Raw genomic sequence first — 22,584 nt, 5'->3', positions numbered from 1 at the left:
TGCGGCTGGTAGAGATGCCAATCGGGTTTTCTATAACATGTTCTAGTTGAGATGGAAGAGAGGGCGGGCCTTGACCCAGGCGGATCTGGACCAAGCACCGGACGAACCGCTCGGCGACCATGTCCTGGAGCTGCAGATCGCCGAAGTCGTCGCCGAGACCGACGACGCGCGGTCGCTGGTGTTCGCAGTGCCCGACGGTGCGTCCATCCCGCCGGAACGGCTGCGCTACGCGCCCGGTCAGTTTTTGACCTTGCGGGTGCCCAGCGACCGCACCGGGTCGGTGGCGCGGTGCTACTCGTTGTGCAGTTCGCCGTTCACCGACGACGCGTTGACCGTCACCGTCAAACGCACCGCGGACGGGTACGCCTCCAACTGGCTGTGCGACAACGCGCACCAAGGCATGCGTATCCATCTGCTGGCGCCGTCGGGCACCTTCGTGCCCAAGACCCTGGACGGCGACTTCCTGCTGCTGGCCGCCGGCAGCGGAATCACCCCGATCATGTCCATCTGCAAGTCGGCGCTGGCCGAGGGCAGCGGACAGGTCACGCTGGTCTACGCCAACCGCGACGACCGCTCGGTGATCTTCCGCGACGCATTGCAGGACCTGGCCACCAAATATCCCGACCGGCTGACGGTGGTGCACTGGCTGGAGTCTTTGCAGGGCCTGCCCAGTGCGGCCGCCTTGGCTCACCTCGCCGCGCCCTTCACCGACCGGCCCGCGTTCATCTGCGGACCCGGACCTTTCATGGAGGCGGCGCGACAGGCGCTGGATGCGCTGAAAGTGCCGGTGCAGCAAGTGCATATCGAGGTGTTCAAGTCGCTGGAATCCGACCCGTTCGCCGCCGTCACGATCGACGACAGCGACGACGACGAGGCGGGACCGGCCACCGCGGTGGTCGAACTGGACGGGGAGACCCATACCGTCTCGTGGCCGCGCAGCGCGAAGTTGCTCGACGTGTTGCTGGCCAAGGGGCTCGATGCGCCGTTCTCCTGCCGGGAAGGCCATTGCGGCGCGTGCGCCACCACGCTGCGTGGCGGCAAGGTCACGATGGAGATCAACGACGTGCTCGAGCAGGAGGATCTCGACGAGGGTCTGATCCTGGCCTGTCAGGCTCATCCGGAAACCGACACGGTCGAGGTCACCTATGACGAGTAGGAACGACGACCTGTCAATCTCCCCGGAAATCTGATTCGGTAGAGGTCACAGCGCTAAGTTCTGCTCAGGTCGGTGGAAAGGGGAGCACGATGAAGCGGTTGGTACCGGGTCTTGCGCTGGTCGGGCTGATGCTGACGTTGCTGCCCGCCCCGACAGCCGTCGCCGGCAGCAACACCGCCACCACGTTGTTCCCGGTAGACGAGGCGAATCAGATCGAGACGCACACCTTCGTCAACTGCCACGGGAACGGCAGTTGCGACTTCGTTGCCGGGGCGAACCTGCGCACTCCCGACGGTCCGGCCGGCTTCCCGTCCGGTCTGTGGGCACGCCAGACCACCGAGATCCGGTCCAACAGTCGAGTGGCCTACCTGGATGCGCACGCGACCAGCCAGTTCGAGCGGGTGCACAAAGAGGGCGGGATCGACACGATCACCACCGTCTACTTCGGCGAGGGCCCGCCGGACAAGTACCAGACCACCGGCGTCATCGACTCGGTGAGTTGGTCGACCGGACAACCGATGACCAACGTCACCGTCTACGTCTGCACGCACATGCAGGTCGTCTACCCGGGGGTGAACCTCACCTCGCCCAGCACCTGCGCCGTCACCAACTTCGCCTGAGGCCGGCGCCGGCCCTCACCGCGAGCGTGAATCAGACGACGCTGCACCGGCGTGTCGGGTCGCAGGATTCACAGTCGACGTAGGGGCTTCTAGCGCGGCAGGCCCAACAACCTCTCGGCGGCCACGGTCAGCAGGATCTGCTCGGTGCCCCCCGCGATGGTCAGGCACCGGGTGTTGAGGAAGTCGAATACCGCCTGGTTGTGGACCAGCCCACCGCCCTCGGACACATCCATCATGTATTCGGCCAGCTTCTGCCGGTAGCGCACGCCGATCAGCTTGCGCACGCTGGACTGAGCCCCGGGGTCTTGCCCGCCGACAGCCAGCACCGCGATGCGCTGGTCCAGCAGCGCGCCGGACTGGGCCAACAGGATCAGGTCGGCCAGCCGGTCCTGCTGGGCGGCGTCCAGGTCGAGCTCGGCGAGCACCTTGAGCAATTCCTCCATCGGGTTGCCCAACGCGGTCCCGCTGGCCATCGCGATCCGCTCGTTGGCCAACGTGGTGCGGGCCAACCGCCAGCCGTCGTTGACCTTGCCGACCACCATCTCGTCGGGCACGAACACGTTGTCCAGAAAGACCTCGTTGAACAACGAGTCGCCGGTGATCTCGCGCAGCGGCCGGATCTCGATGCCGGGCGCCTTCATGTCGATGAGGAAGTAGGTGATGCCCTTGTGCTTCGGGACGTCCGGGTCCGTTCGGGCCAGGCACACCCCCCAGGCGGCCTTGTGCGCGGCCGACGTCCACACCTTCTGTCCGCTGAGCAGCCAGCCGCCGTCGCCTCGCACCGCTTTGGTGCGCAACGACGCCAGGTCCGAACCCGCCCCCGGCTCGGAGAACAGCTGGCACCACAGGAAGTCACCACGCAGGGTCGACGGCACGAATCGCTCGATCTGTTCGGGTGTGCCGTGCTCGAGGATGGTCGGTGCGGCCCACCAGCCGATCACCAAATCCGGCCGCTCGACGCCGGCCGCCGCCAGTTCCTGATCGATGAGCAGCTGCTCGGCCGGACCCGCGCCGCGCCCGTGCGGCGCCGGCCAGTGCGGCGCCTGCAGGCCGGCCTCGGCCAGGGCGGCCTGGCGCTTCTCGACCGGCAACTCAGCCACTTCGGCGACGGCCGCGCTGATCTCCGAACGCCGACCCTCGACTTCGGTCAGGTCGATGGACAGCTGCCGGCGCACGCCGTCCTGGGTCAGCGCCGCGACCCGGCGCAGCCAGAATTCCGCACCACCGAGGAATCGACCGATGCTGTGCGCCCGCCGCAGGTAGAGGTGAGCATCGTGCTCCCAGGTGCAGCCGATGCCGCCGAGCACCTGAATGCAGTCCCGCACGTTGGCCTTGGCGGCCCTGATGGTCAGACCGGCGGCGACGGCCGCGGCGATGGCGAACTGCCGAGCGTCGGGATCGGACGCCGCGCCGGCTGCATCGCCGGCGGCCACGTCGGCCTGCTCGGCGCGACACAACATTTGCGCGCACAGGTGCTTGATCGCCTGGAAGCTGCCGATCGGCTTGCCGAACTGCTCGCGCACCTTGGCGTAGGCGACCGCGGTCTCCAGGGCGTACCGGGTGACGCCCGCGGCCTCCGCCGCCAGCAGCGTCGCGGCCAGGTCGGCGACCCGTCCGGGCGGGGTGTCCAGCCGGATGGCCCGCGCCGACGTCAACTCCACGCGGGCCAGCGGGCGGGAGAAGTCGGCGGCGCGCAGCGGCTCGAGCGACACCCCGTCGGCGTCAGCGTCGATAAGCAGCCACTCTCCGTCGCCCGGCACCAACAGCACGCCGCCCGGTGCACCGCCGGACACCCACGGCAAGACCCCGGAAGCCACCGAACCGTCGAACCGCACCTCGCCTTCCAACGCCAGTCCGGCGAAACGTTCACCGGATATCAACGCGGCCAGGACTTCCGGATCCTCAACGACGAGAGTCGCCAGCGCGGTTGTGGCGACCGGACCGGGCACCAGCGCCTTGGCGGCCTCCTCGACCATGGCGCACAAGTCCGCGATGCTGCCGCCGGCTCCTCCGGCCTCCTCGGACACCGCAACGCCGAACAGGCCGAGCTCGGCCAACCCCGCGAACACCGGCCGCCAGGCGTCGGGCTCTCCCTGCTCCACGGCCCTGGCCACCACGGCGGCGGCCTGCCCCGAAGCCGCGCCGCGGGCCCAGTCGCGCACCAACTCGCGCGCTGCGAACTGTTCGTCGGTGACGGTCGCTACCACCAGCACTCCTCGGCGTCATCAAATTCACAGGGCAGGCAATCAATCATGCCCACTAGAACGTGTTCTAATAGTGGAAGCGATCAACCGTCAAGTCGACGGTATCAGGCCAGGACACGTCGTCGGCCCGGCTACGGGGAGGTGGGAGATTAACGCGAAGAATGCGTATCGTTTGCGATCAGATCGCCCGCACGAGGAGCCGCCCGCCGTATGTCGCCAGCGAACACGAGCAACGCTCGCGCTTCCGACAACCACCCTCGCGAGGTCGTGAACGTGGCGGTACTGGCTGAATCGGAGTTGGGGTCGGAGGCGCAGCGCGAGCGGCGCAAGCGCATCCTGGACGCCACCATGGCCATCGCGTCCAAGGGCGGCTACGAGGCCGTTCAGATGCGCGCGGTGGCTGATCGCGCCGACGTCGCGGTGGGCACGCTGTACCGCTACTTCCCGTCCAAGGTGCACCTGCTGGTGTCGGCGCTGGGCCGCGAGTTCAGCCGCATCGACGCCAAAACCGACCGTTCCGCGGTGGCCGGCGGCACCCCGTTCCAGCGGCTGAATTTCATGGTCGGCAAGCTCAACCGCGCCATGCAGCGCAACCCGCTGCTGACCGAGGCCATGACGCGCGCCTACGTGTTCGCCGACGCGTCGGCAGCCAGCGAGGTCGACCAGGTCGAGAAGCTGATCGACTCCATGTTCGCCCGGGCCATGAGCGACGGCGAGCCGACCGAGGACCAGTATCACATCGCCCGGGTCATCTCCGACGTGTGGCTGTCCAATCTGTTGGCATGGCTGACCCGGCGCGCCTCGGCCACCGACGTCAGCAAGCGCCTGGACCTGGCCGTGCGGCTGCTGATCGGCGATCACGAGAACTGCTAATCGCGATCGCAAGAGCGGCCGCTAGGCCGCTCGCAGCGGGTCGCGACCATCGGACCAGTCGCGATCGCAAGAGCGGCCGCTAGGCCGGCGGGCCGCAGGTCCGCCCCCGGACCAGTTCGGTGCCCAGCAATTCGACCACCGGCAGGCCGGACCGCGGCGGTTGCAGCACCAGTTCACCCGCGCGGCGGCCCTTCTGCAGACTGGGCTGCGCCACCGTCGTCAACCCGCGGCTGATCGCGTCCTCGACGCCGTCGAAACCCGTCACCGTCATCTGGCCCGGCACGTAAATGCCGTGTGCGCGAAGGTAATCCATCGCCGACAGGGCCAGGATGTCGGCGGTGCACATCAGCGCGGTGATCCGCGGATTGGCCTGCAGAGCCACTCTGGCGGCGTCGCCGCCCGAAGTGGGCAGGTGCTCATAGCTTTCCACTACCGTCAGCGAATCCGGATCGACGCCGGCGACCGCCATCGCCTCCCAGACCCCGATGATGCGTTCGCGCTGCACGTCGAACGTCGGCGACATCAACCGTTCGGCGTCGACCAGCCCTTGACGCCGGTCGCGTCCCAGTCGCATGGTGAGCAGCCCGATCTCTCGATGTCCCAACCCCAGCACGTGGTCGGCGATTCGGCGCATCGCCGCGCGGTCGTCGATGCCGACCCGCGACACCGCCGACAAGCCCACCGGCTGATCGACCACCACCACCGGTAGCCGCCGTTGCAGCACTACCTGCAGGTAGGGGTCGTCGTCGGACACCGAATACACCACGAACCCGTCCACCCCGGCGCCCAGTACCGCCGTGGTGCCGTCCTCGATGCTGCGACTGGGACCCACGGACACCAGCAACAGCCCCTGACCGAGCTCCTCGCACGACTGCGCCAGTCCTGCGACGAAGTCCCGTGCCGCCGGGTCGCTGAAGGAATAGGTCAACGCCTCGGTCATCACCAGACCCACCGCACCGGCCTTGCGGGTACGCAACGATCTGGCCACCGGATCGGGGCCCGCGTACCCGATGCGTTTCGCGGTGGCGAGCACCCGCTCACGAAGTTCCGGGGAGAGTTGGTCGGGCCGGTTGAAGGCGTTGGAGATCGTGGTGCGCGATACCTTGAGCTCGGCTGCCAACGACGCCAGAGTCGCCCGCCTGCGCGGTGTGGGACTCACGTTCGGTGAGGCTACCGCGGTTTCCGGGCCGCAGCTGCAAGACGGCGCGGGTGTCGGAGGCCGGGGTCGTTCGGCGACATCGACACAGCCAGCGCCTAAGCTGATGAGGCGCCGGCTGATGGGGCCTGCGAGGTGCTTGGGGAAGGGGGAACAGTGCGCCAGCAGATCGCCGCGGTCGTCGCGCTGAGCGGGGCGTGCCTGCTCATCGGCGGTTGCACAGACGTGATTGACGGCAAGGCCATGGCAGGCGACAAGACCGGTCTGGCTAATCAGACTCCGATCTCGGTCAGCGCCCTGGACAACCTCCTGCTCGACACCAGCCAGATCAACAGCGTCCTGGGTGCGACGTCGATGAAGGTGTGGTTCAGCGCCAAAGCCATGTGGGACTGGAGCAAGAACGTCAGCGACAAGAACTGCCTGGCCGTCGACGGCGCCGCGCAGGAAAAGGTCTACGCCGGGACCGGGTGGAAGGCGATGCGCGGGCAGCGCCTCGACGACAGCATCGACGACTCCAAGAAACGCAAGCACTACGCGATCCAGGCGGTGGTGGCCTTCCCGAACGCCCAGGACGCCAGCAACTTCTACAACTCCTCGGTGCAGAGCTGGAAAGCCTGCGGCAACCGTCGCTTCAACGACGTCAGCCCCAACCAGCCCGACACCATCTGGACGGTCAACGATGTCACCGACCAGAACGGCATGCTCAACACGTCCGAAGTCCAGGAGAACGGCGACGGCTGGGCGTGTGAACGTGCCCTGACGGTGCGCAACAACATCGCGGTCGACATCGTGACGTGCGCCTACTCCGAATCCGGCACCGCGGCAGTCGACATCGCCAACCAGATCGCCGGCAAGATCGCCAAGCTGTAGGCCGAATTGCGCCGCATCGACCTCAACGCCGATCTGGGTGAAGGATTCGGCGTCTGGCGACTGGGTGACGACGAAGCCATGCTCGGGATCGTCACCAGCGCCAACGTGGCGTGCGGCTTCCACGCCGGTGACCCGGCCGGCCTGCTGCGGGTGTGCCGGTCGGCCGCCGAGCGGGGGGTGCGGATCGGCGCACAGGTGAGTTACCGCGACCTGGCCGGATTCGGCAGGCGGTTCATCGACGTCGACGCCCAGGACCTGCATGCCGACGTGATCTACCAGATCGGCGCACTGCAGGCGTTGGCACAGGCCGGCGGTGCGGCGGTGTCCTACGTCAAACCCCATGGGGCGCTGTACAACACGATCGTCACGCATCGGGAACAGGCCGCCGCGGTCGCTGCTGCGATACATGATGTGGACGCTGCGCTGCCGGTGCTGGGGATGACCGGATCGGTGTTCTTCGACGAGGCCGAAAGCCGAGGTCTGCGCACCGTCGCGGAGGCCTTCGCCGATCGCGCCTACACAGCTGAGGGCCGGTTGGTGCCCCGTCGCGAACCCGGTGCGGTGCTGCATGATCCGACGCAGATCGCCCAACGGGTAACGGCCATGGTGGCCTCGGGCGAGGTGCCGGCAGTCGACGGCTCCCCGGTTGCAGTGACGGTGGAATCGGTTTGCGTGCACGGTGATTCGCCGGGCGCGGTGGCGATCGCGGCCGCGGTGCGTGACGAGCTGCTGGCCGCCGGGGTCGAGTTGGGCGCGTTCTGCTGATGCGGCTCAAACTGGGACGGCCCGACCTCGGACAGTATTCGGATCGGTTCGATGTTCCTGCCGCCCAACCTGATTCGCCGCTGTGGGCGACCTGGATGGGGGTGGCGACACTGCTGCTGGACGACGGGTCGTCGGCGTTGCTGACCGACGGCTACTTCTCCCGTCCGGGACTGGCACAAGTGGCCGTCGGCAAGGTCGCGCCGTCGGCCGCGCGCGTCGACGGCTGCCTGGCCCGGGCCAAGGTATCTCGGCTCGCCGCCGTCATACCGGTGCACACCCACATCGACCACGTCATGGATTCCGCGTTGGTCGCCGAGCGTACCGGCGCCCAGTTGGTCGGTGGTGAGTCGGCGGCCAACGTCGGCCGCGGACACGGCCTCCCAGAGGACCGTCTGGTAGTCGCGGTCTCCGGTGAGCCAATCGCGTTGGGGGCCTACGAGGTTACGCTAGTCGAGTCGCATCACTGCCCGCCCGACCGGTTTCCCGGGACGATCGACGCGCCGTTGGTGCCACCGGTGAAGGCGTCGGCCTACCGCTGCGGCGAGGCGTGGTCGACGTTGATTCACCACCGGCCATCAGCGCGACGGCTGCTGATCCAGGGCAGCGCCGGTTTCGTCGAGGGCGCACTGGCCGGATACCGAGCCGAGGTCGCCTATCTCGGTGTCGGACAACTGGGTCTGCGGCCGCGCTCATACCTGGTCGACTACTGGACCGAGACGGTACGCACAGTGGGAGCGCGCCGCGTGGTTCTCATCCACTGGGACGACTTCTTCAGCTCGCTGTCAGAACCGTTGCGGGCCATGCCATACGCAGTTGACGACCTGGACGTGTCCCTTCGCATCCTCGACGAGCTGGCAGCCCAGGACGGTGTCGAGATCCACATGCCGACGGTGTGGCGGTACGAAGATCCCTGGCGTTAGAAGCGAATTCAGCCTTGGCCCTGATCCTCAGCCTGATATCGCTCGTTGTCGTCCTCGGCTTTGCCGTGGCCCGCCCCCGCGGATGGCCGGAAGCCGCTGCGGCCGTACCCGCAGCCGCCATGCTGATTGCAGTTGGCGCCATCTCACCAAGCCAGGCCGCGGCGCAAACCTCCGGACTGGCCCGCGTGGTCGCCTTCCTCGGAGCGGTGCTTGTGCTGGCCAATCTGTGTGACGCCGAGGGTCTGTTCGAAGCGGCCGGCGCAGCCCTGGCGCGTGCGACGGCAGGGTCGACCGGGTTGCTGCGACAGCTGTTCGTCATCGCCGCTGTCATCACTGCGGTACTCAGCCTGGACGCGACCGTGGTGCTATTGACTCCGGTGGTGCTGGCCACCGTCCGGCAGCTGCGAACTCCGTTGCCCCCGTACGCTTATGCCACAGCCCACCTGGCCAATGCGGCCTCGCTGCTGCTTCCGGTGTCGAATCTGACCAACCTTCTTGTCTACCGCGGCGCGAATATCTCGTTCACCAGGTTCACGTTGCTCATGGCGCTGCCGTGGCTGTCCGCGGTCGCTACGGTCTATCTGGTCTTCCGGTTGTTCTTTGCGCGGGACTTGCGGGTCGACCCAGACCGTACCCAAATCGGTCCGCCGGCGCGTCCGCCGCTGTTCGTTCTGCTGGTCGTGGCGCTGACGCTCGTCGGGTTCGTCGCCGCCGAGTCGCTTGACGTGGCACCCGCATGGGCCGCCCTGGCCGGGGCCACAGCGTTGGGGTTGCGGAGTCTCCGGCAGAGGCACATCTCGCTGACAGAGATCGTTCGCTCGGCGAATCTGCCGTTCCTGGTGTTCGTGCTCGCGCTGGGCATTGTGGTTCAGGCGGTAACGCTGAACGGGATGTCGGCGCGGATGTCGGCGTTCCTGCCAGCCGGGTCGAGCCTGCCGGCGCTGCTCGGTATCGCCGCCGTGGCCGCCGTGCTGGCCAACCTGGTAAACAATCTGCCCGCGACACTGGTGTTGGTGCCGCTGGTCGTGGCCAGCGGTCCGGCGGCCGTGCTGGCGGTGTTGATCGGTGTCAACATCGGACCGAATCTGAGCTACGCCGGATCGCTGTCCAACCTGTTGTGGCGACGGGTGCTGCGGAGCCATGATGTGCCGACCGGCGTTGGCGAATACACGCGACTCGGGTTGTGCACGGTGCCGCCCGCTCTGGTGGTGGCGGTGGTGGCTCTGTGGGCGAGCGTGCAACTGTTCGGTGTGTAGTTGTTCCTGCGCGCCCTAACTTCTGCGTTGACGTGCGATTTCGGCGAGCACCACCCCGGCGGCAACTGCGGCGTTCAGCGATTCGGTCCGACCCGCCATCGGGATCGACACCACCTCGTCGCAGTTCTGGCGCACCAACCGGGACAACCCCTTACCCTCCGAGCCGACGACGACAACGATCGGATCGGTGCCGTCCAGCTCGTCCAGCGGGGTGTCACCGTCGGCGTCGAGCCCGACCACGCGCAACCCGCGATCGGCCCAATCCATAAGTGTCCTGGTCAGATTCGTCGCTCGGGCCACCGGTATCCGGGCTGCCGCCCCAGCGCTGGTGCGCCACGCGACGGCGGTCACCGAGGCCGACCGACGCTGCGGGATGACCACGCCGTGGCCGCCGAACGCCGCCACCGACCGCACGATCGCACCGAGGTTGCGCGGATCGGAGATGTTGTCCAGCGCGACCAACATCGCCGGGGGCGCGGCCAGTGCGGTTGCGACCAGGTCGTCGGGGTGGGCGTAGTCGTACGGCGGCACCTGTAACGCGATGCCCTGATGCAGATGGTTGGCGGTCATCCGGTCCAGGTCGCTGCGCGGCACCTCCAGGATCGAGATTCCCGAATCGGCTGCGCGAGAGACGGATTCGTTGAGCCGCTCGTCCGCCTCGACGCCCAGCGCCACATATAGCGCGGTGGCCGGCACACCGGCGCGCAGGCATTCCAGCACCGGGTTGCGGCCTAGCACCGTCTCGGTCTCCTCGACCTTCCGGGCCGGGCGCTGCGGTTGGGCCTTGGCCCGCTTGGCTGCCGGATGATTGGGCCGCAGATGCGCCGGCGGCGTCGGCCCGCGCCCTTCCAGTCCGCGACGGCGCTGGCCACCCGAACCGACGGTCGGACCTTTCTTGGTACCGGTCTTACGGATGGCTCCCCGGCGCTGCGAATTGCCGGCCATCTACTTGCCGTCACCACCCAGCGTCCACTGCGGACCGTCGGCGGTGTCGGTGACCTCGATGCCGGCCTGCTTGAGCCGGTCCCGGATCTCGTCGGCCAGGGCCCAGTTTCGCTCCTCGCGAGCCTTCTGCCGGTTCTGCAATTCGGCCTGCACCAGCACGTCGACGGCGGCCAACGCGGCCGAGGTCTCGTCTTTGGATTCCCAGCGCTCGTCGAGCGGATCGCAGCCCAGGATGCCCGTCATCGCCCGGATGGCACCGGCGGCGTGCAACGCACTCTCGTGATCCCCGGCATCCAGCGCGCGGTTGCCGTCGGCGCGGGCCTGGTGGATCTCGGCCAGCGCCGCCGGCACCGACAGGTCGTCGTCGAGCGCCGCGGCGAATCGGGGCGTCCATTCGCCGGGGCAGACGGCTCCCACCCGGCTGCGCACCCGGTGCAGGAAATCCTCGAGCCCGACATAGGCCTTCACCGCGTCCTGCAGTGCGACCTCGGTGTACTCCAGCATCGAACGGTAATGCGCGCTGCCCAGGTAGTAGCGCAGTTCGGCCGGTCGCACCCGCTGCAGCATCGCGGGGATGGCCACCACGTTGCCCAGCGACTTGCTCATCTTCTCGCCGCCCATCGTCACCCAGCCGTTGTGCAGCCAGAAGCGGGCGAACCCGTCCCCGGCGGCACGGCTCTGGGCGATCTCGTTCTCGTGGTGCGGGAAGATCAAATCCATTCCGCCGCAATGGATGTCGAATTCCGGTCCGAGATAGGTGCGGGCCATCGCCGAGCATTCGATGTGCCAACCGGGACGTCCGCGCCCCCACGGCGAGGGCCACGACGGCTCGCCCGGCTTTTCGCCCTTCCACAGGGTGAAGTCGCGCTGATCGCGCTTACCGGTGGCCACGCCTTCGCCCTGGTGGACGTCGTCGATGCGGTGTCCGGACAGTTGCCCGTACTCCGGGTAGCTGAGCACGTCGAAGTAGACGTCGCCACCGGCGGCGTAGGCGTGACCGGTTTCGATCAGGCGTTCCATTAAGTCGATCATCTGGGTGATGTGGCCGGTCGCGCGTGGCTCGGCGGACGGGGGCAACACGTCCAGCGAGTCGTAGGCCGCGGTGAATGCCCTTTCGTGGGTGGCCGCCCACTCCCACCAGGGCCGGCCGGCGGCGGCCGCTTTGGTGAGGATCTTGTCTTCGATGTCGGTGACGTTGCGGACGAAGGCGACGTCGTAGCCACTCGCGGTCAGCCAGCGGCGCAGGATGTCGAACGCGACGCCGCTGCGGACGTGGCCGATGTGCGGTAGCCCCTGCGGGGTGGCGCCGCACTGGTAGATCGAGACGTGTCCGGGCCGTAACGGCGCGAAGTCACGCACGGCACCGGTCGCCGTGTCATGGAGCCGCAGGCCGGCACGATCGGTCACGACGTGCCAGCTTACTGCCTGCACTCGGGCCGCCCGGCGCGAGCGTCACGCCAGAGCGACGGTCAGCGCCGAACGTCACCCCAGCGTGGCTCACGAGCGCGGGTTCAGCGCAGCGGAAGGACCATCGCCGTGGCGATGGCGGCCAGGCCCTCACCCCGTCCGGTGAGCCCGAGCCCGTCGGTGGTGGTGGCGGCCACCGACACTGGGGCGTTGAGCAGCCTCGACAGCACCGCCTGAGCCTCGGAGCGCCGCCCGCCGATCTTCGGCCGATTCCCGATCACCTGGACGGCCGCATTGCCCACCCGGTAACCGTCCTCGGTGAGCAGTTCGATCACGTGCCGAAGCATGTCGGCGCCGCTGACGCCCTGCCAGCGTGGCTCGTCGACCCCGAAGACACCGCCGATGTCACCCAGTCCGGCTGCGGAGAGTACGGCGTCACACAGCGCGTGCACCGCGACGTCGCCGTCGGAGTGTCCGGCGCAGCCGTCCGCACCGGGGAACAACAGGCCCACCAGCCAGCAAGGACGGCCGGGTTCGATGGGGTGCACGTCGACACCCAACCCGACGCGTGGCGACTGGATCACTGGCGGGCTATCGACTTGGCCAGCAACAGATCCAACTGGGTGGTGATCTTGAATGCCAGCGGGTCACCGTCGACCACCTGGATCTGTCCGCCGACCTGCTCCACCAAAGATGCGTCGTCGGTGAACCCGCCGGTGTCGGCGCGACGGTAGGCGCGGGTCAACAACTCGGTCGAGAATCCCTGCGGTGTCTGCACTGCGCGCAGACCCGCCCGCTCCGGCGTGCCCAGAACCACCCCGTTGGCATCGACCGCCTTGATGGTGTCGGACAGCGGCAGTCCGGGCACGACGGCGCTGTGGCCTGCCCGCAACGCCTCGACGACCCGCACGATCAGCGCGGGGGGTGTGAGCGGGCGAGCCGCGTCGTGCACCAGCACGTACTCCGTCGACTCCGCGATCGCCGACAGCGCCAACTGCACTGATTCGGCGCGGGTCGGCCCGCCGGCGACGATCGTGGCGAGGTGGCCCAGGATCAGCTTCGCCTCGTCGGTGCGGTCAGGCGGCACCGCCACGACGACGGTGTCGACGACACCCGATGCCCGCAGACCCTCGACGGCCCGCTCGACCAGCGACTGCCCTTCGAGTTGATAGAACGCTTTGGCCACACCCGCGGCCAGCCGTTGCCCCGACCCCGCGGCCGGGACGATCGCCGCTACGTTTCCCGCGCCCATATACGAGCCCCGGGCGGTTCAGGAGGCGTTCAGGAAGCTGCCGCCAGAACCTCGTCCAAGATGGTTTCGGCCTTGGCGTCATCCGTGCTCTCGGCCAGCGCCAACTCGCCGACCAGGATCTGCCGGGCCTTGGCCAGCATCCGCTTCTCGCCGGCGGACAGGCCGCGCTCCTGGTCGCGCCGCCACAAGTCGCGCACTACCTCGGCGACCTTGTTCACGTCGCCGGAAGCCAGCTTCTCCAGGTTGGCCTTGTACCGACGCGACCAGTTGGTCGGCTCTTCGGTGTGCGGTGCGCGCAGCACCTGGAAAACCTTGTCGAGGCCTTCCTGGCCTACGACATCGCGGACGCCGACGTACTCGGCGTTGTCAGCGGGCACTCGAACGGTCAGGTCACCCTGCGCAACTTTCAAGACGAGATACTCTTTTTGCTCCCCTTTGATGGTTCGAGTTTCGATCGCCTCGACTAACGCAGCACCGTGATGTGGGTAGACAACGGTGTCACCGACCTTGAAGATCATCTGATTCGAGCCCCTTTCGTTAGTTAAGTCTAACACGCGGGCCCGGCGCGTGTGGAACAACGGTGCAGGTCAGAGGCACGCCACGCGCAGATTAGGGGTTGACAGGCGGGCTCAGACGTGCAGGGGGATTATCTTCGGTGACGCATTCGGCCCCCTGGGCACGGGTCCGAATCCGCCCTCTGAGGGTACCTTGTTGGGTTCGACGGAATTCGGCGGGGCTGTCCGCCCTGCGACATCCCCGGTCCCCGCTACCGCCCGCGGTGCCTTGCTACTACTGTCCATAGTTGAAAACCGAAGTCCGTGAAGTCCGTGCGCCGAGCAGGAGGCATTGAGTGAACCGGTTAAACATCCGCCTGCCCAAGCTAACCGCCTCGTTGGCGACCGCCGGCATGGCTGTCGCCGTGCTCAGTGGCTGTGGCACCGGTCAGATCTCCCAGACCGCGGCGCAGGAACCCGCCGTCAACGGCAACCGGCTCACCATCGGCCAACTGGCGCTGCGCGACATCCGCATCCAGGCCACTCAGACCGGCGACTTCCTGCAACCAGGCCGCACGGTGGACTTGGTGCTGGTGGCGGTCAACGATTCGCCGGACAAGAGCGACCGGCTCACCGGCATCACCAGCGAAATCGGTTCGGTGACGCTGGCCGGGGACGCGAAGGTGCCGGCTTCCGGGATGCTGTTCATCGGCACCCCGGACGGACAGTCGGTGGCCCCCGGCCCGCCGGGATCCACCGGCGCCGCGAAGGCGACCGTGAACCTGTCCAAGCCCATCACCAACGGGCTGACCTACAAGTTCACCTTCAAGTTCGAGAAGGCCGGCGAGGGCAGCGTGCAGGTACCGATCTCGGCCGGTGTGGAACAGTCGCAGCAGCCGGCTCCGCATCACTCCTGAACCGCCTGTCGATCCAGGGATCTGTCGGACCCCGCAGATACGGTCACGTTCGTGGCCAATGCACGTTCGCAATACCGCTGCTCGGAATGCAGCCATGTCAGCGCCAAATGGGTGGGACGCTGCCTGGACTGCGGTAGCTGGGGCACGGTTGAAGAAGTCGCGGTGCTGGCCGCGGTCGGTGCCGGCCGGCGCTCGCCGGCGCCGTCCTCGCGGGCGGTGCCGATCAGTTCCGTCGAGGCCGACACGAGTCGGCACCGATCGACCGGGGTCGACGAACTCGACCGGGTACTGGGCGGTGGTGTCGTCGCCGGGTCGGTGACGCTGCTGGCCGGTGAGCCCGGGGTGGGCAAGTCCACCCTGCTGCTCGAGGTCGCCCACCGGTGGGCACAGCGCGGGCAACGCGCCCTGTACATCTCCGGTGAGGAATCCGCCGGGCAGGTGCGGCTGCGGGCGGATCGGATCGGCTGCGGCGGTGACGAGGTCTATCTGGCCGCCGAATCCGACCTGCACACGGTTCTGCAGCACGTCGAAACGGTGCGGCCGGCGCTGGTCATCGTCGACTCGGTGCAGACGATGTCGACCAGCGAAGCCGACGGCGTCGCCGGCGGGGTGACCCAGGTGCGTGCGGTGACGGCGGCGCTGACCGCCGTGGCCAAGACCAAGGGTGTCCCGATGATCCTGGTCGGGCACGTCACCAAGGACGGCGCGATCGCCGGTCCGCGCTCGCTGGAGCACCTGGTCGACGTGGTCCTGCATTTCGAGGGCGACCGCAACAGTTCGCTGCGCATGGTCCGCGGCATCAAGAACCGGTTCGGCGCCGCCGACGAGGTCGGTTGTTTCCTGTTGCACGACAACGGAATCGAAGGCGTCGCCGACCCGTCACACCTGTTCCTGGACCAGCGGCCGACACCGGTACCCGGCACCGCGATCACGGTGACGCTGGACGGAAAACGCCCGCTGATCGGGGAAGTCCAGGCCCTGCTGGCCGAGCCGAACGGCGGTTCGCCCCGCCGGGCCGTCAGCGGTATCGACCATTCCCGGGCCGCGATGATCACCGCCGTGCTAGAGAAGCACGGCAAGCTGAAACTCGGCGCCGTCGAGATCTACCTGTCCACCGTCGGCGGCATGCGGTTGACCGAACCGTCGTCGGACCTGGCGATCGCGACCGCGCTGGCGTCGGCGTGGGCCGGCCTGCCGCTGCCCACCACCGCGGTGATGATCGGCGAAGTGGGCCTGGCGGGTGACCTGCGCCGGGTGCACGGCATGGAGCGGCGGCTGGCCGAAGCCGCCCGCCAGGGATTCAACGTCGCGTTGATTCCGCCGGGCTGCGCCGCCGTCCCGGCCGGAATGCGGGCCTTGACCGCGGCCACCATCCGCGAGGCGCTGCACCACATCGTCGACATCGCCGACCATCACAGCTTCGAGCCGCCGCCGCTCCAACAACTCGACGGCACCGGATAGGGGTCCCGCCCAGCCGCCCGGCGTAGCAGAATGCTCGCTGTGACTCGTCCGACCCTGCGTGAGGCCGTTGCCCGCCTGGCCCCCGGCACCGGGCTGCGCGACGGCCTGGAACGCATCCTGCGTGGCCGCACCGGCGCCCTGATCGTGCTCGGTCACGACGAGAGCGTCGAGGCCATCTGCGACGGCGGCTTCTCACTGGACGTGCGCTACGCCCCGACCCGGCTACGTGAACTGTCCAAGATGGACGGCGCCGTCGTGCTGTCCACCGACGGCAGCCGCATCGTGCGGGCCAACGTGCAGCTGGTCCCGGACCCTTCGATCCCCACCGACGAGTCGGGGACCCGGCACCGCTCGGCGGAACGGTCGGCGATCCAGACCGGCTACCCGGTGATCTCGGTCAGCCATTCGATGAACATCGTGACCGTCTACGCCGGCGGTGAGCGCCACGTGCTGACCGACTCGGCGACCATCCTGTCGCGTGCCAACCAGGCGATCGCGACCCTGGAGCGGTACAAGACCAGGCTCGACGAGGTCAGCCGGCAACTGTCCCGGGCCGAGATCGAAGACTTCGTGACGCTGCGCGACGTGATGACGGTGGTGCAGCGGCTCGAACTGGTCCGGCGCATCGGGCTGGTCATCGACAACGACGCCGTTGAGCTGGGCACCGACGGGCGCCAGTTGCGGCTGCAGCTCGAGGAACTGCTGGGCGGCAACGACACCGCCCGCGATCTGATCGTGCGCGACTACCACGCCAGCCCCGAGCCACCGGCCGAGGCGCAGATCGCCGCCACGCTTGCCGAGCTGGATGCGCTGTCGGACACCGACCTGCTCGAGCTCACCGCACTGGCCAAGGTCTTCGGGTATCCGACGACAGCCGAGGCCCAGGATCAGGCGCTGAGCCCGCGCGGCTACCGCGCCATGGACGGCATCCCCCGACTGCAGTTCGCCCACGTCGACCTGCTGGTCCGGTCGTTCGGAACGCTGCAGGGGCTACTGGCGGCCAGCGCCAACGACCTGCAATCCGTCGACGGCATCGGCGCGATGTGGGCCCGGCACGTACGCGAGGGGCTCTCGCAACTGGCCGAGTCGACCATCGCCGATCACTGAGCCCTGCCACGGCCTGTCTTGACGATCGCGGCGGAAACACCCAGAAGACGGTTCCCCGCGGGCAGGGTAGGACCGTTCTGGCTGCTCCACTACTTCGAGTGTGAATCCTTGGCTTTGCGTGTGAAGCGACGGCTTTCGGAGTGAGCCGACGGTGGGAAAAACGGCGAAATCCCGCCAAGGCTTCACCCGCAAGGCCCAGTTTTCACACTCAAAGCCCAGCTTTCACGCAACGCCCAGGCGTCCCGCTGAACGCCCAAGTTCACCCGAACGCGGCAGCGATCAGCCGCCCGTCGGCGGGGCCTCCGGCATCGGCGCCTGAGCGGGTCCCGGCGCGGGCGCCGGACCGGGCGGCTGCGGCGGCTGGTTCAGTACGAACGGGACCGGCTGCGAGCGCAGGTTCCCCAGCTGCACGACCAGGTTGTAGGTGCCCGGTCCGATCGCCGGCCGCGGCAACGGGCACTTCGGCGCGGACCCCATCCCGGTCCAGGTCACCGCGGTGGTCACCTGCTCACCCGGGGTGAAGGTCTTTACCAGCGTCTCGTTGGACGGCGCGCAGTCCAGGTTGGACCACAGCCGCTTGTTGTCCAGCGAGTAGACGTAGGCGGCGAGCACCGCGGCGCCGACATCGCGCTTGCAGGACACCAAACCGATGTTGGTGACGACCATCGTGAACTTCGGCTGGTCACCGATGTAGTACTGCGGCGAGTTGGTCAGCCCCTTGACCGCCAGCGTCGAATCCGGGCAGTCGTCGCCCTCCTTCAGAACCGGCGGCGGTTGCACGGCGGCGGTCGGCGTCGGCGCCTCCGGGTTCACCGTCCCCGGCGGCGCACCCGGGGCGGGCGCCCCGGTCTGTCCGGCCGGCTGTGGCGCGCCGGGCGCTTGAGGCGCGTTCGACCCCAGGTTCCCTTGCGCCGTGGTGCCCTTGTCGGCCGGCTTCGCTCCGGCGTCACTACTGACGAATGCGATGACGATGGCGACGGCTATCCCGATCGCGACAACCGCGATGCCCAGGGCAAGTCCCCTGCGCCGCCAGTAGATCTCGGTGGGTAGCGGGCCTCGCGGTTCCAGATCCAGCACATTTACACGGTAGGGCCAGGTCACGCAGACGCGTCCGACCCGCGTCGGCGTGTCGCGCGGTTAACCGGTCGACGGCCGTGTTAGTAGCCGCACCGCACTGCCGTCAGGCGGTCTTGCTTTCTGGCTCAGCTCCGATGTCGCCCTCGGTGTGGACCAGCTCCGCGCGTCCTTCGGCCAGGCGGTAGGTGACGCCGGCTATTCCCAACACGCCGTCCGCCACACGCTTGGCGATGATCGTCGAACGCTCCATCAACTGCGCCGCGGTCTCGCGTACGTGTCGCTCCTCGAATTCGTCGACCCGGGTCAGTCCGTCGCGGCGGCCCAACAACACCGTCGTCACGACCCGCTCCACCAGGTCCCGCACGAAACCGGATTGGATCTCACCGTCGTCGGCTGCGCTCAGTGCGGCTTTGACGGCACCGCAGCTGTCATGGCCGAGGATCACGATCAGCGGCACTTCCAGGACCGCCACCGCGTACTCGATGGAGCCCAGCACTGCCGCGTCGATGGCTTGCCCGGCCGTGCGAACTACGAACACGTCTCCGAGACCCTGGTCGAAGATCAACTCGGCGGCGACCCGGCTGTCCGAACAGCCGAAGATGACCGCTGTCGGCTTCTGGCCGGTGGCCAGCCCGGCCCGGTACTCGATGCTTTGGCTGGGGTGCTCGGGCTTCCCGGCGACGAATCGCTCGTTACCCTCTTTGAGTGCTTTCCAGGCGCTTACGGGGTTGCTGTTCGGCATGCCAGACATTCTGCCGGAAGGACTCGTGACCGTCTCGCCCCACATACCAGTCACAAATGTGCTGGCCTGGTACGACAGCTCCAGCCGCGACCTGCCGTGGCGGCAGCCCGGCGTCAGCGCCTGGCAGATCCTGGTCAGCGAATTCATGCTGCAGCAGACGCCGGTCGCCCGGGTCCTGCCGATCTGGACCGACTGGGTACGGCGCTGGCCCACCCCCTCGGCCACCGCGGCCGCCACCGCCGCCGACGTGCTGCGGGCGTGGGGCAAATTGGGTTACCCGAGGCGGGCCAAGCGACTGCACGAGTGCGCCGTCGTCATCGCCCGTGACCATGGCGACGTGGTTCCCGACGACGTCGAAACGCTGCTGGCGTTACCGGGGGTGGGCAGCTACACCGCGCGGGCGGTGGCCTGCTTCGCCTATCGCCAGCGGGTGCCGGTGGTGGACACCAACGTTCGCCGCGTAGTGGCCCGCGCTGTCCACGGCCGCGCCGACGCGGGTTCGCCATCGGCGACCCGCGACCACGCCGACGTGCTCGAGCTGTTGCCGGATGACGAACGGGCGCCGACGTTTTCGGTGGCGATCATGGAGCTGGGCGCGACGGTGTGCACCGCCCGGGCGCCCAAGTGCGGGATGTGCCCGCTCGGGCAATGCGCCTGGCGACGTGCCGGCTACCCGCCGGCCGCCGGCCCGGCCAAGCGCGTTCAAACCTATGCCGGGACCGATCGCCAAGTCCGGGGGCGGCTGCTGGATGTGTTGCGCGCCAAGGACTCTCCGGTGACCCGGGCCGAGCTGGACGTGGCGTGGCTTTCCGACACCGCCCAGCGGGACCGGGCACTGTTCTCGTTGCTCGCCGACGGACTGGTCACGCAGACGTCGGACGGCCGGTTCGCGCTGGCCGGCGAGGAGTAGTCAGGAAGGATTCGACCGCACGCCGGTAAACCTCCGGGGCGTCGTCGTGAATAAGGTGGCCGGCGCCAGGGACATGCAGATATGTTGTCGCAACGGTTGATTCGTGCATCTGGCGCATCTGCCCCGGCGGTGTCACCGAGTTGCCGGCCTCGATCAGCAGTACCGGTGAACGCACGGCCCGCCACTGTGCCCAGTAGTCGCGCAGACCCCACTGCGCGGCGATCTCTATCCACCGCTGGGTGTGACCGTGCAACCGCCAACCCGTCTCGGTACGGTCGAAGGCTTCCAGGAAGTACTGTCCGGCAACAGGTCCGAACTCGGCGAATACCTGTTCGGGAGAATGGAATTCGACGGGCAGGGCGTGCAGCCACGGCTCCCAAGGGCCGGTGGTACGCCCGACGAAGTCCGGGGCCATGTCCTCGACTACCAGCGCGTCGACCAACTCGGGATGTTCGGCGGCCAGACACCAGGAATGCAGTGCGCCCATCGAATGCCCGACGAGCGTCACCGGCACACCCGGACCGGTGACTGCCTCCCCGAGATCGGCCACGAACCGCTCGGTGCTGATCGGATAGGGGTCGTCGACGTCCCGGCCCCGGTGCCACGGCGCGTCGTAGGTGTACACCGCGCCCAATCGGGTGAGCCACGGCAGCTGGCGCGTCCAGGTGGTGCCCCGGCCCATCAGCCCGTGCACGAGGACCAACGGTCTGCCCTGACCGCCGCGGTGGGTCAGCAGATCGGTGGGCACGGGTGGCACGGTAACCTAACGGCATGCCAGTGGTGAAGATCAACGCAATCGAGGTGCCCGCCGACGCTGGCCCTGAGCTGGAGAAGCGGTTCGCGCACCGCGCCCACGCGGTGGAGAACTCGCCCGGTTTCCTCGGCTTCCAGCTGCTGCGTCCGGTCAAGGGTGAGGACCGCTACTTCGTGGTGACGCACTGGGAGTCCGACGAAGCGTTCCAGGCGTGGGCGAGCGGACCTGCCATTCAAGCCCACGCCGGAATGAACAAGAACCCGGTGGCCACCGGTGCTTCGCTGCTGGAATTCGAGGTCGTGCTCGACGTTGCCGGGAACGTACAGGCTCAGTAGTCGGCGCCGAGTCGCGGCGCTGAGCGCCGTGGCCGCGCTGGTGGTGACGTTGACGCCTGGGTGCGCTCCGTCGCCGACACCCGCCGCGAACGCGGCGAACCCCGGGCACCGCATCGACACCACTACCCCGCCCGGGCTGCGTGCCCAGCAGACCATGGACATGCTCAATTCCGACTGGCCGATCGGCCCGGTCGGGGTGGCCACCCTGGCCGCGCCGGAAAAGGTCGACTCGGTGGAAGCGACCATGGAAGGACTCTGGTGGGACCGGCCGTTCACCTTGGCCGGCGTGGACATCGGCGCCAGCGTGGCCACCCTGCACCTGATCTCGTCCTACGGTGCGCGACAAGACATCCGGATTCACACCGACGACGGTGGCTGGGTCGACCGGTTCGACCTCGAGACCCAACCGCCGCCGCCGATCACCGCCTGGCCGGATATCGATGCGGTGCTGAGCAAGACCGGCGCCCGCTACTCCTATCAGGTGGCGAAGATCGACAACGGTCAGTGCGTCCGGGTGGCGGGCGCCAACACCGGCGAATCGCTGCCGTTGGCTTCCATTTTCAAGTTGTACGTCCTGCACGCACTCGCCGTGGCCGTCAAGCGCGGCACCGTCTCCTGGGACGACCAGTTGACGGTGACCACGAAAAGCAAAGCCGTCGGGTCGTCCGGCCTGGAGCTGGCACCCGGCGATCACGTCTCGGTGCGAACCGCGGCCGAGAAGATGATCGCCACCAGTGACAACATGGCCACCGATCTACTGATCGGCCGGATGGGCACGCAGGCCGTCGAAGGGGCGCTGGTCACCGCCGGGCACCACGATCCGGCCAGCATGACCCCGTTTCCGACCATGTACGAGCTGTTCTCGGTCGGCTGGGGCCAGCCCGATGTCCGGGAGCGTTGGAAGCAGGCGTCCCAGCAGGAGCGCGCCGCCCTGCTGACGCAGGCGAATTCGACTCCCTACCAACCGGATCCGACTCGCGCCCACACTCCGGCCTCGGCGTACGGCGCCGAATGGTACGGCACCGCCGAGGACATCTGCCGAGTGCATGTGGCGCTGCAGGCCGACGCCGTCGGCACCGCCGCACCCGTGCGGCAGATCCTGTCCGCCGTGGCCGGCATCCAGCTGGACCGCAACGTGTGGCCCTACATCGGCGCGAAAGCTGGTGGGCTGCCGGGAGATTTGACGTTCAGCTGGTATGCCGTCGACAAGACCGGACAACCGTTCGTGGTGAGCTTCCAGTTGAACTGGCCCCGCGACCACGGGCCGACGGTGACCAGCTGGATGCTGCAGGTCGCCAAGCGCGCCTTCGCGCTGATCGAACCGCGCTGATATAGATCGCCGAGCAGACGCAAAAGCCCCTCA

At 68.0% G+C, this 22,584-nt stretch carries 23 protein-coding genes; 13 read left to right on the top strand and 10 right to left on the bottom strand.

Going from position 1 to position 22,584, the window contains the following annotated elements; genetic code table 11:
- Positions 1–70 precede the first annotated feature (70 nt).
- Both AC5Y4D_RS25420 and AC5Y4D_RS25415 read left to right on the top strand, forming a co-directional pair.
- Positions 71–1,156 (top strand): 2Fe-2S iron-sulfur cluster-binding protein, encoded by a 1,086-nt coding sequence (locus AC5Y4D_RS25420; protein ID WP_500038543.1) that lies wholly within the window; start codon positions 71–73, stop codon positions 1,154–1,156.
- A gap of 89 nt (positions 1,157–1,245) precedes the next feature.
- Positions 1,246–1,776, top strand: a complete 531-nt coding sequence (locus tag AC5Y4D_RS25415) for a hypothetical protein (RefSeq protein WP_499943237.1) — start codon at positions 1,246–1,248, stop codon at positions 1,774–1,776.
- An 89-nt stretch (positions 1,777–1,865) separates the two neighbouring features.
- On the opposite strand, the gene AC5Y4D_RS25410 is transcribed toward AC5Y4D_RS25415, so the two are convergent.
- Positions 1,866–3,983 carry an acyl-CoA dehydrogenase family protein gene (locus AC5Y4D_RS25410; protein ID WP_500038539.1) on the bottom strand — a complete coding sequence of 706 codons (2,118 nt, stop codon included), beginning with the start codon at positions 3,981–3,983 and terminating at the stop codon, positions 1,866–1,868.
- A 270-nt stretch (positions 3,984–4,253) separates the two neighbouring features.
- Between AC5Y4D_RS25410 and kstR the strand changes: the two genes are divergently transcribed.
- Positions 4,254–4,853, top strand: a complete 600-nt coding sequence (gene kstR, locus AC5Y4D_RS25405; RefSeq protein ID WP_463828576.1) for a cholesterol catabolism transcriptional regulator KstR — start codon at positions 4,254–4,256, stop codon at positions 4,851–4,853.
- Positions 4,854–4,932: 79 nt separating this feature from the next.
- Here the strand turns inward: kstR and AC5Y4D_RS25400 are convergent, their stop codons facing one another.
- Positions 4,933–6,012: an Rv3575c family transcriptional regulator gene (locus AC5Y4D_RS25400; RefSeq protein ID WP_500038538.1), complete on the bottom strand. Its 1,080-nt coding sequence runs from the start codon at positions 6,010–6,012 to the stop codon at positions 4,933–4,935.
- Positions 6,013–6,165: 153 nt separating this feature from the next.
- Between AC5Y4D_RS25400 and AC5Y4D_RS25395 the strand changes: the two genes are divergently transcribed.
- The 4 genes from AC5Y4D_RS25395 to AC5Y4D_RS25380 are packed head-to-tail and all read left to right on the top strand — an operon-like array spanning position 6,166 to position 9,820.
- The gene (locus AC5Y4D_RS25395; protein WP_500038537.1) at positions 6,166–6,879 is read left to right on the top strand and encodes a sensor domain-containing protein; all 714 of its coding nucleotides are present in this window, start codon (positions 6,166–6,168) and stop codon (positions 6,877–6,879) included.
- Between the two features lie 6 nt (positions 6,880–6,885).
- Positions 6,886–7,644, top strand: a complete 759-nt coding sequence (locus AC5Y4D_RS25390; RefSeq protein WP_499990017.1) for a LamB/YcsF family protein — start codon at positions 6,886–6,888, stop codon at positions 7,642–7,644.
- Complete coding sequence (locus tag AC5Y4D_RS25385) at positions 7,644–8,564, top strand: MBL fold metallo-hydrolase (protein WP_500038536.1); 921 nt, start codon at positions 7,644–7,646, stop codon at positions 8,562–8,564. Before AC5Y4D_RS25390 ends, AC5Y4D_RS25385 begins: the two co-directional genes overlap by 1 nt.
- Before the next feature lie 14 nt (positions 8,565–8,578).
- Positions 8,579–9,820 (top strand): SLC13 family permease, encoded by a 1,242-nt coding sequence (locus tag AC5Y4D_RS25380; RefSeq protein WP_500038535.1) that lies wholly within the window; start codon positions 8,579–8,581, stop codon positions 9,818–9,820.
- A 15-nt stretch (positions 9,821–9,835) separates the two neighbouring features.
- On the opposite strand, the gene rlmB is transcribed toward AC5Y4D_RS25380, so the two are convergent.
- The 5 genes from rlmB to carD form a co-directional block, all read right to left on the bottom strand.
- Positions 9,836–10,765, bottom strand: coding sequence for a 23S rRNA (guanosine(2251)-2'-O)-methyltransferase RlmB (gene rlmB / locus AC5Y4D_RS25375; RefSeq protein ID WP_500038534.1), 930 nt, complete (start codon positions 10,763–10,765; stop codon positions 9,836–9,838).
- Positions 10,766–12,172, bottom strand: a complete 1,407-nt coding sequence (gene cysS, locus AC5Y4D_RS25370; protein WP_500038533.1) for a cysteine--tRNA ligase — start codon at positions 12,170–12,172, stop codon at positions 10,766–10,768.
- Positions 12,173–12,276: 104 nt separating this feature from the next.
- A complete protein-coding gene (ispF, locus tag AC5Y4D_RS25365) occupies positions 12,277–12,756 on the bottom strand; it encodes a 2-C-methyl-D-erythritol 2,4-cyclodiphosphate synthase (RefSeq protein ID WP_499943246.1) in 480 nt (159 codons plus the stop codon).
- Positions 12,753–13,424, bottom strand: a complete 672-nt coding sequence (gene ispD / locus AC5Y4D_RS25360) for a 2-C-methyl-D-erythritol 4-phosphate cytidylyltransferase (RefSeq protein WP_500038532.1) — start codon at positions 13,422–13,424, stop codon at positions 12,753–12,755. The genes ispF and ispD overlap by 4 nt, the downstream gene beginning before the upstream one ends.
- A 29-nt stretch (positions 13,425–13,453) precedes the next feature.
- Positions 13,454–13,942, bottom strand: coding sequence for an RNA polymerase-binding transcription factor CarD (carD, locus tag AC5Y4D_RS25355; protein WP_007166539.1), 489 nt, complete (start codon positions 13,940–13,942; stop codon positions 13,454–13,456).
- 332 nt (positions 13,943–14,274) lie between these two features.
- Here carD and AC5Y4D_RS25350 point away from each other — a divergent pair, with 332 nt between their 5' ends.
- Genes AC5Y4D_RS25350 through disA form a run of 3 tightly spaced genes read left to right on the top strand, consistent with a single transcriptional unit; the run spans position 14,275 to position 17,403 of the window.
- Entirely contained in the window at positions 14,275–14,835 is a 561-nt protein-coding gene (locus AC5Y4D_RS25350) for a copper chaperone PCu(A)C domain-containing protein (protein ID WP_500038531.1), read from the top strand.
- Positions 14,836–14,886: 51 nt separating this feature from the next.
- Entirely contained in the window at positions 14,887–16,296 is a 1,410-nt protein-coding gene (gene radA, locus AC5Y4D_RS25345) for a DNA repair protein RadA (protein WP_499990007.1), read from the top strand.
- Positions 16,297–16,326: 30 nt separating this feature from the next.
- Positions 16,327–17,403 carry a DNA integrity scanning diadenylate cyclase DisA gene (disA, locus tag AC5Y4D_RS25340; protein ID WP_499943250.1) on the top strand — a complete coding sequence of 359 codons (1,077 nt, stop codon included), beginning with the start codon at positions 16,327–16,329 and terminating at the stop codon, positions 17,401–17,403.
- Between the two features lie 279 nt (positions 17,404–17,682).
- Here the strand turns inward: disA and AC5Y4D_RS25335 are convergent, their stop codons facing one another.
- Both AC5Y4D_RS25335 and AC5Y4D_RS25330 read right to left on the bottom strand, forming a co-directional pair.
- Positions 17,683–18,480, bottom strand: coding sequence for a hypothetical protein (locus AC5Y4D_RS25335; RefSeq protein WP_499943251.1), 798 nt, complete (start codon positions 18,478–18,480; stop codon positions 17,683–17,685).
- A gap of 103 nt (positions 18,481–18,583) precedes the next feature.
- Positions 18,584–19,222 (bottom strand): carbonic anhydrase, encoded by a 639-nt coding sequence (locus AC5Y4D_RS25330; RefSeq protein WP_499990006.1) that lies wholly within the window; start codon positions 19,220–19,222, stop codon positions 18,584–18,586.
- Between AC5Y4D_RS25330 and AC5Y4D_RS25325 the strand changes: the two genes are divergently transcribed.
- Entirely contained in the window at positions 19,221–20,132 is a 912-nt protein-coding gene (locus AC5Y4D_RS25325) for an iron-sulfur binding domain-containing protein (protein ID WP_499990005.1), read from the top strand. The genes AC5Y4D_RS25330 and AC5Y4D_RS25325 overlap by 2 nt on opposite strands.
- Here AC5Y4D_RS25325 and AC5Y4D_RS25320 read toward each other — a convergent pair.
- A complete protein-coding gene (locus AC5Y4D_RS25320) occupies positions 20,086–20,880 on the bottom strand; it encodes an alpha/beta fold hydrolase (RefSeq protein ID WP_499990003.1) in 795 nt (264 codons plus the stop codon). The genes AC5Y4D_RS25325 and AC5Y4D_RS25320 overlap by 47 nt on opposite strands.
- 23 nt (positions 20,881–20,903) lie before the next feature.
- On the opposite strand from AC5Y4D_RS25320, the gene mhuD reads away from it, so the two are divergent.
- Both mhuD and AC5Y4D_RS25310 read left to right on the top strand, forming a co-directional pair.
- Complete coding sequence (gene mhuD / locus AC5Y4D_RS25315; RefSeq protein ID WP_499943255.1) at positions 20,904–21,221, top strand: mycobilin-forming heme oxygenase MhuD; 318 nt, start codon at positions 20,904–20,906, stop codon at positions 21,219–21,221.
- Complete coding sequence (locus AC5Y4D_RS25310) at positions 21,196–22,551, top strand: serine hydrolase (protein ID WP_500038530.1); 1,356 nt, start codon at positions 21,196–21,198, stop codon at positions 22,549–22,551. Before mhuD ends, AC5Y4D_RS25310 begins: the two co-directional genes overlap by 26 nt.
- Positions 22,552–22,584: the final 33 nt, after the last annotated feature.

Source organism: Mycobacterium sp. NGS67, from assembly GCF_059812185.1.
Note: the sequence above shows the minus strand (reverse complement) of the source record. Positions and strands in the feature narration are given on the sequence as shown.

Excerpts from the sequence above, each read along its gene's own strand:
- AC5Y4D_RS25415 (WP_499943237.1), top strand. The coding sequence starts at position 1,246 with ATGAAGCGGTTGGTACCGGGTCTTGCGCTGGTCGGGCTGATGCTGACG.
- AC5Y4D_RS25385 (WP_500038536.1), top strand. The coding sequence starts at position 7,644 with ATGCGGCTCAAACTGGGACGGCCCGACCTCGGACAGTATTCGGATCGG.
- rlmB (WP_500038534.1), bottom strand. The coding sequence starts at position 10,765 with ATGGCCGGCAATTCGCAGCGCCGGGGAGCCATCCGTAAGACCGGTACC.
- ispD (WP_500038532.1), bottom strand. The coding sequence starts at position 13,424 with ATGGGCGCGGGAAACGTAGCGGCGATCGTCCCGGCCGCGGGGTCGGGG.
- carD (WP_007166539.1), bottom strand. The coding sequence starts at position 13,942 with ATGATCTTCAAGGTCGGTGACACCGTTGTCTACCCACATCACGGTGCT.
- disA (WP_499943250.1), top strand. The coding sequence starts at position 16,327 with ATGCTCGCTGTGACTCGTCCGACCCTGCGTGAGGCCGTTGCCCGCCTG.
- AC5Y4D_RS25325 (WP_499990005.1), top strand. The coding sequence starts at position 19,221 with ATGCCAGACATTCTGCCGGAAGGACTCGTGACCGTCTCGCCCCACATA.
- AC5Y4D_RS25330 (WP_499990006.1), bottom strand. The coding sequence starts at position 19,222 with ATGCCGAACAGCAACCCCGTAAGCGCCTGGAAAGCACTCAAAGAGGGT.
- mhuD (WP_499943255.1), top strand. The coding sequence starts at position 20,904 with ATGCCAGTGGTGAAGATCAACGCAATCGAGGTGCCCGCCGACGCTGGC.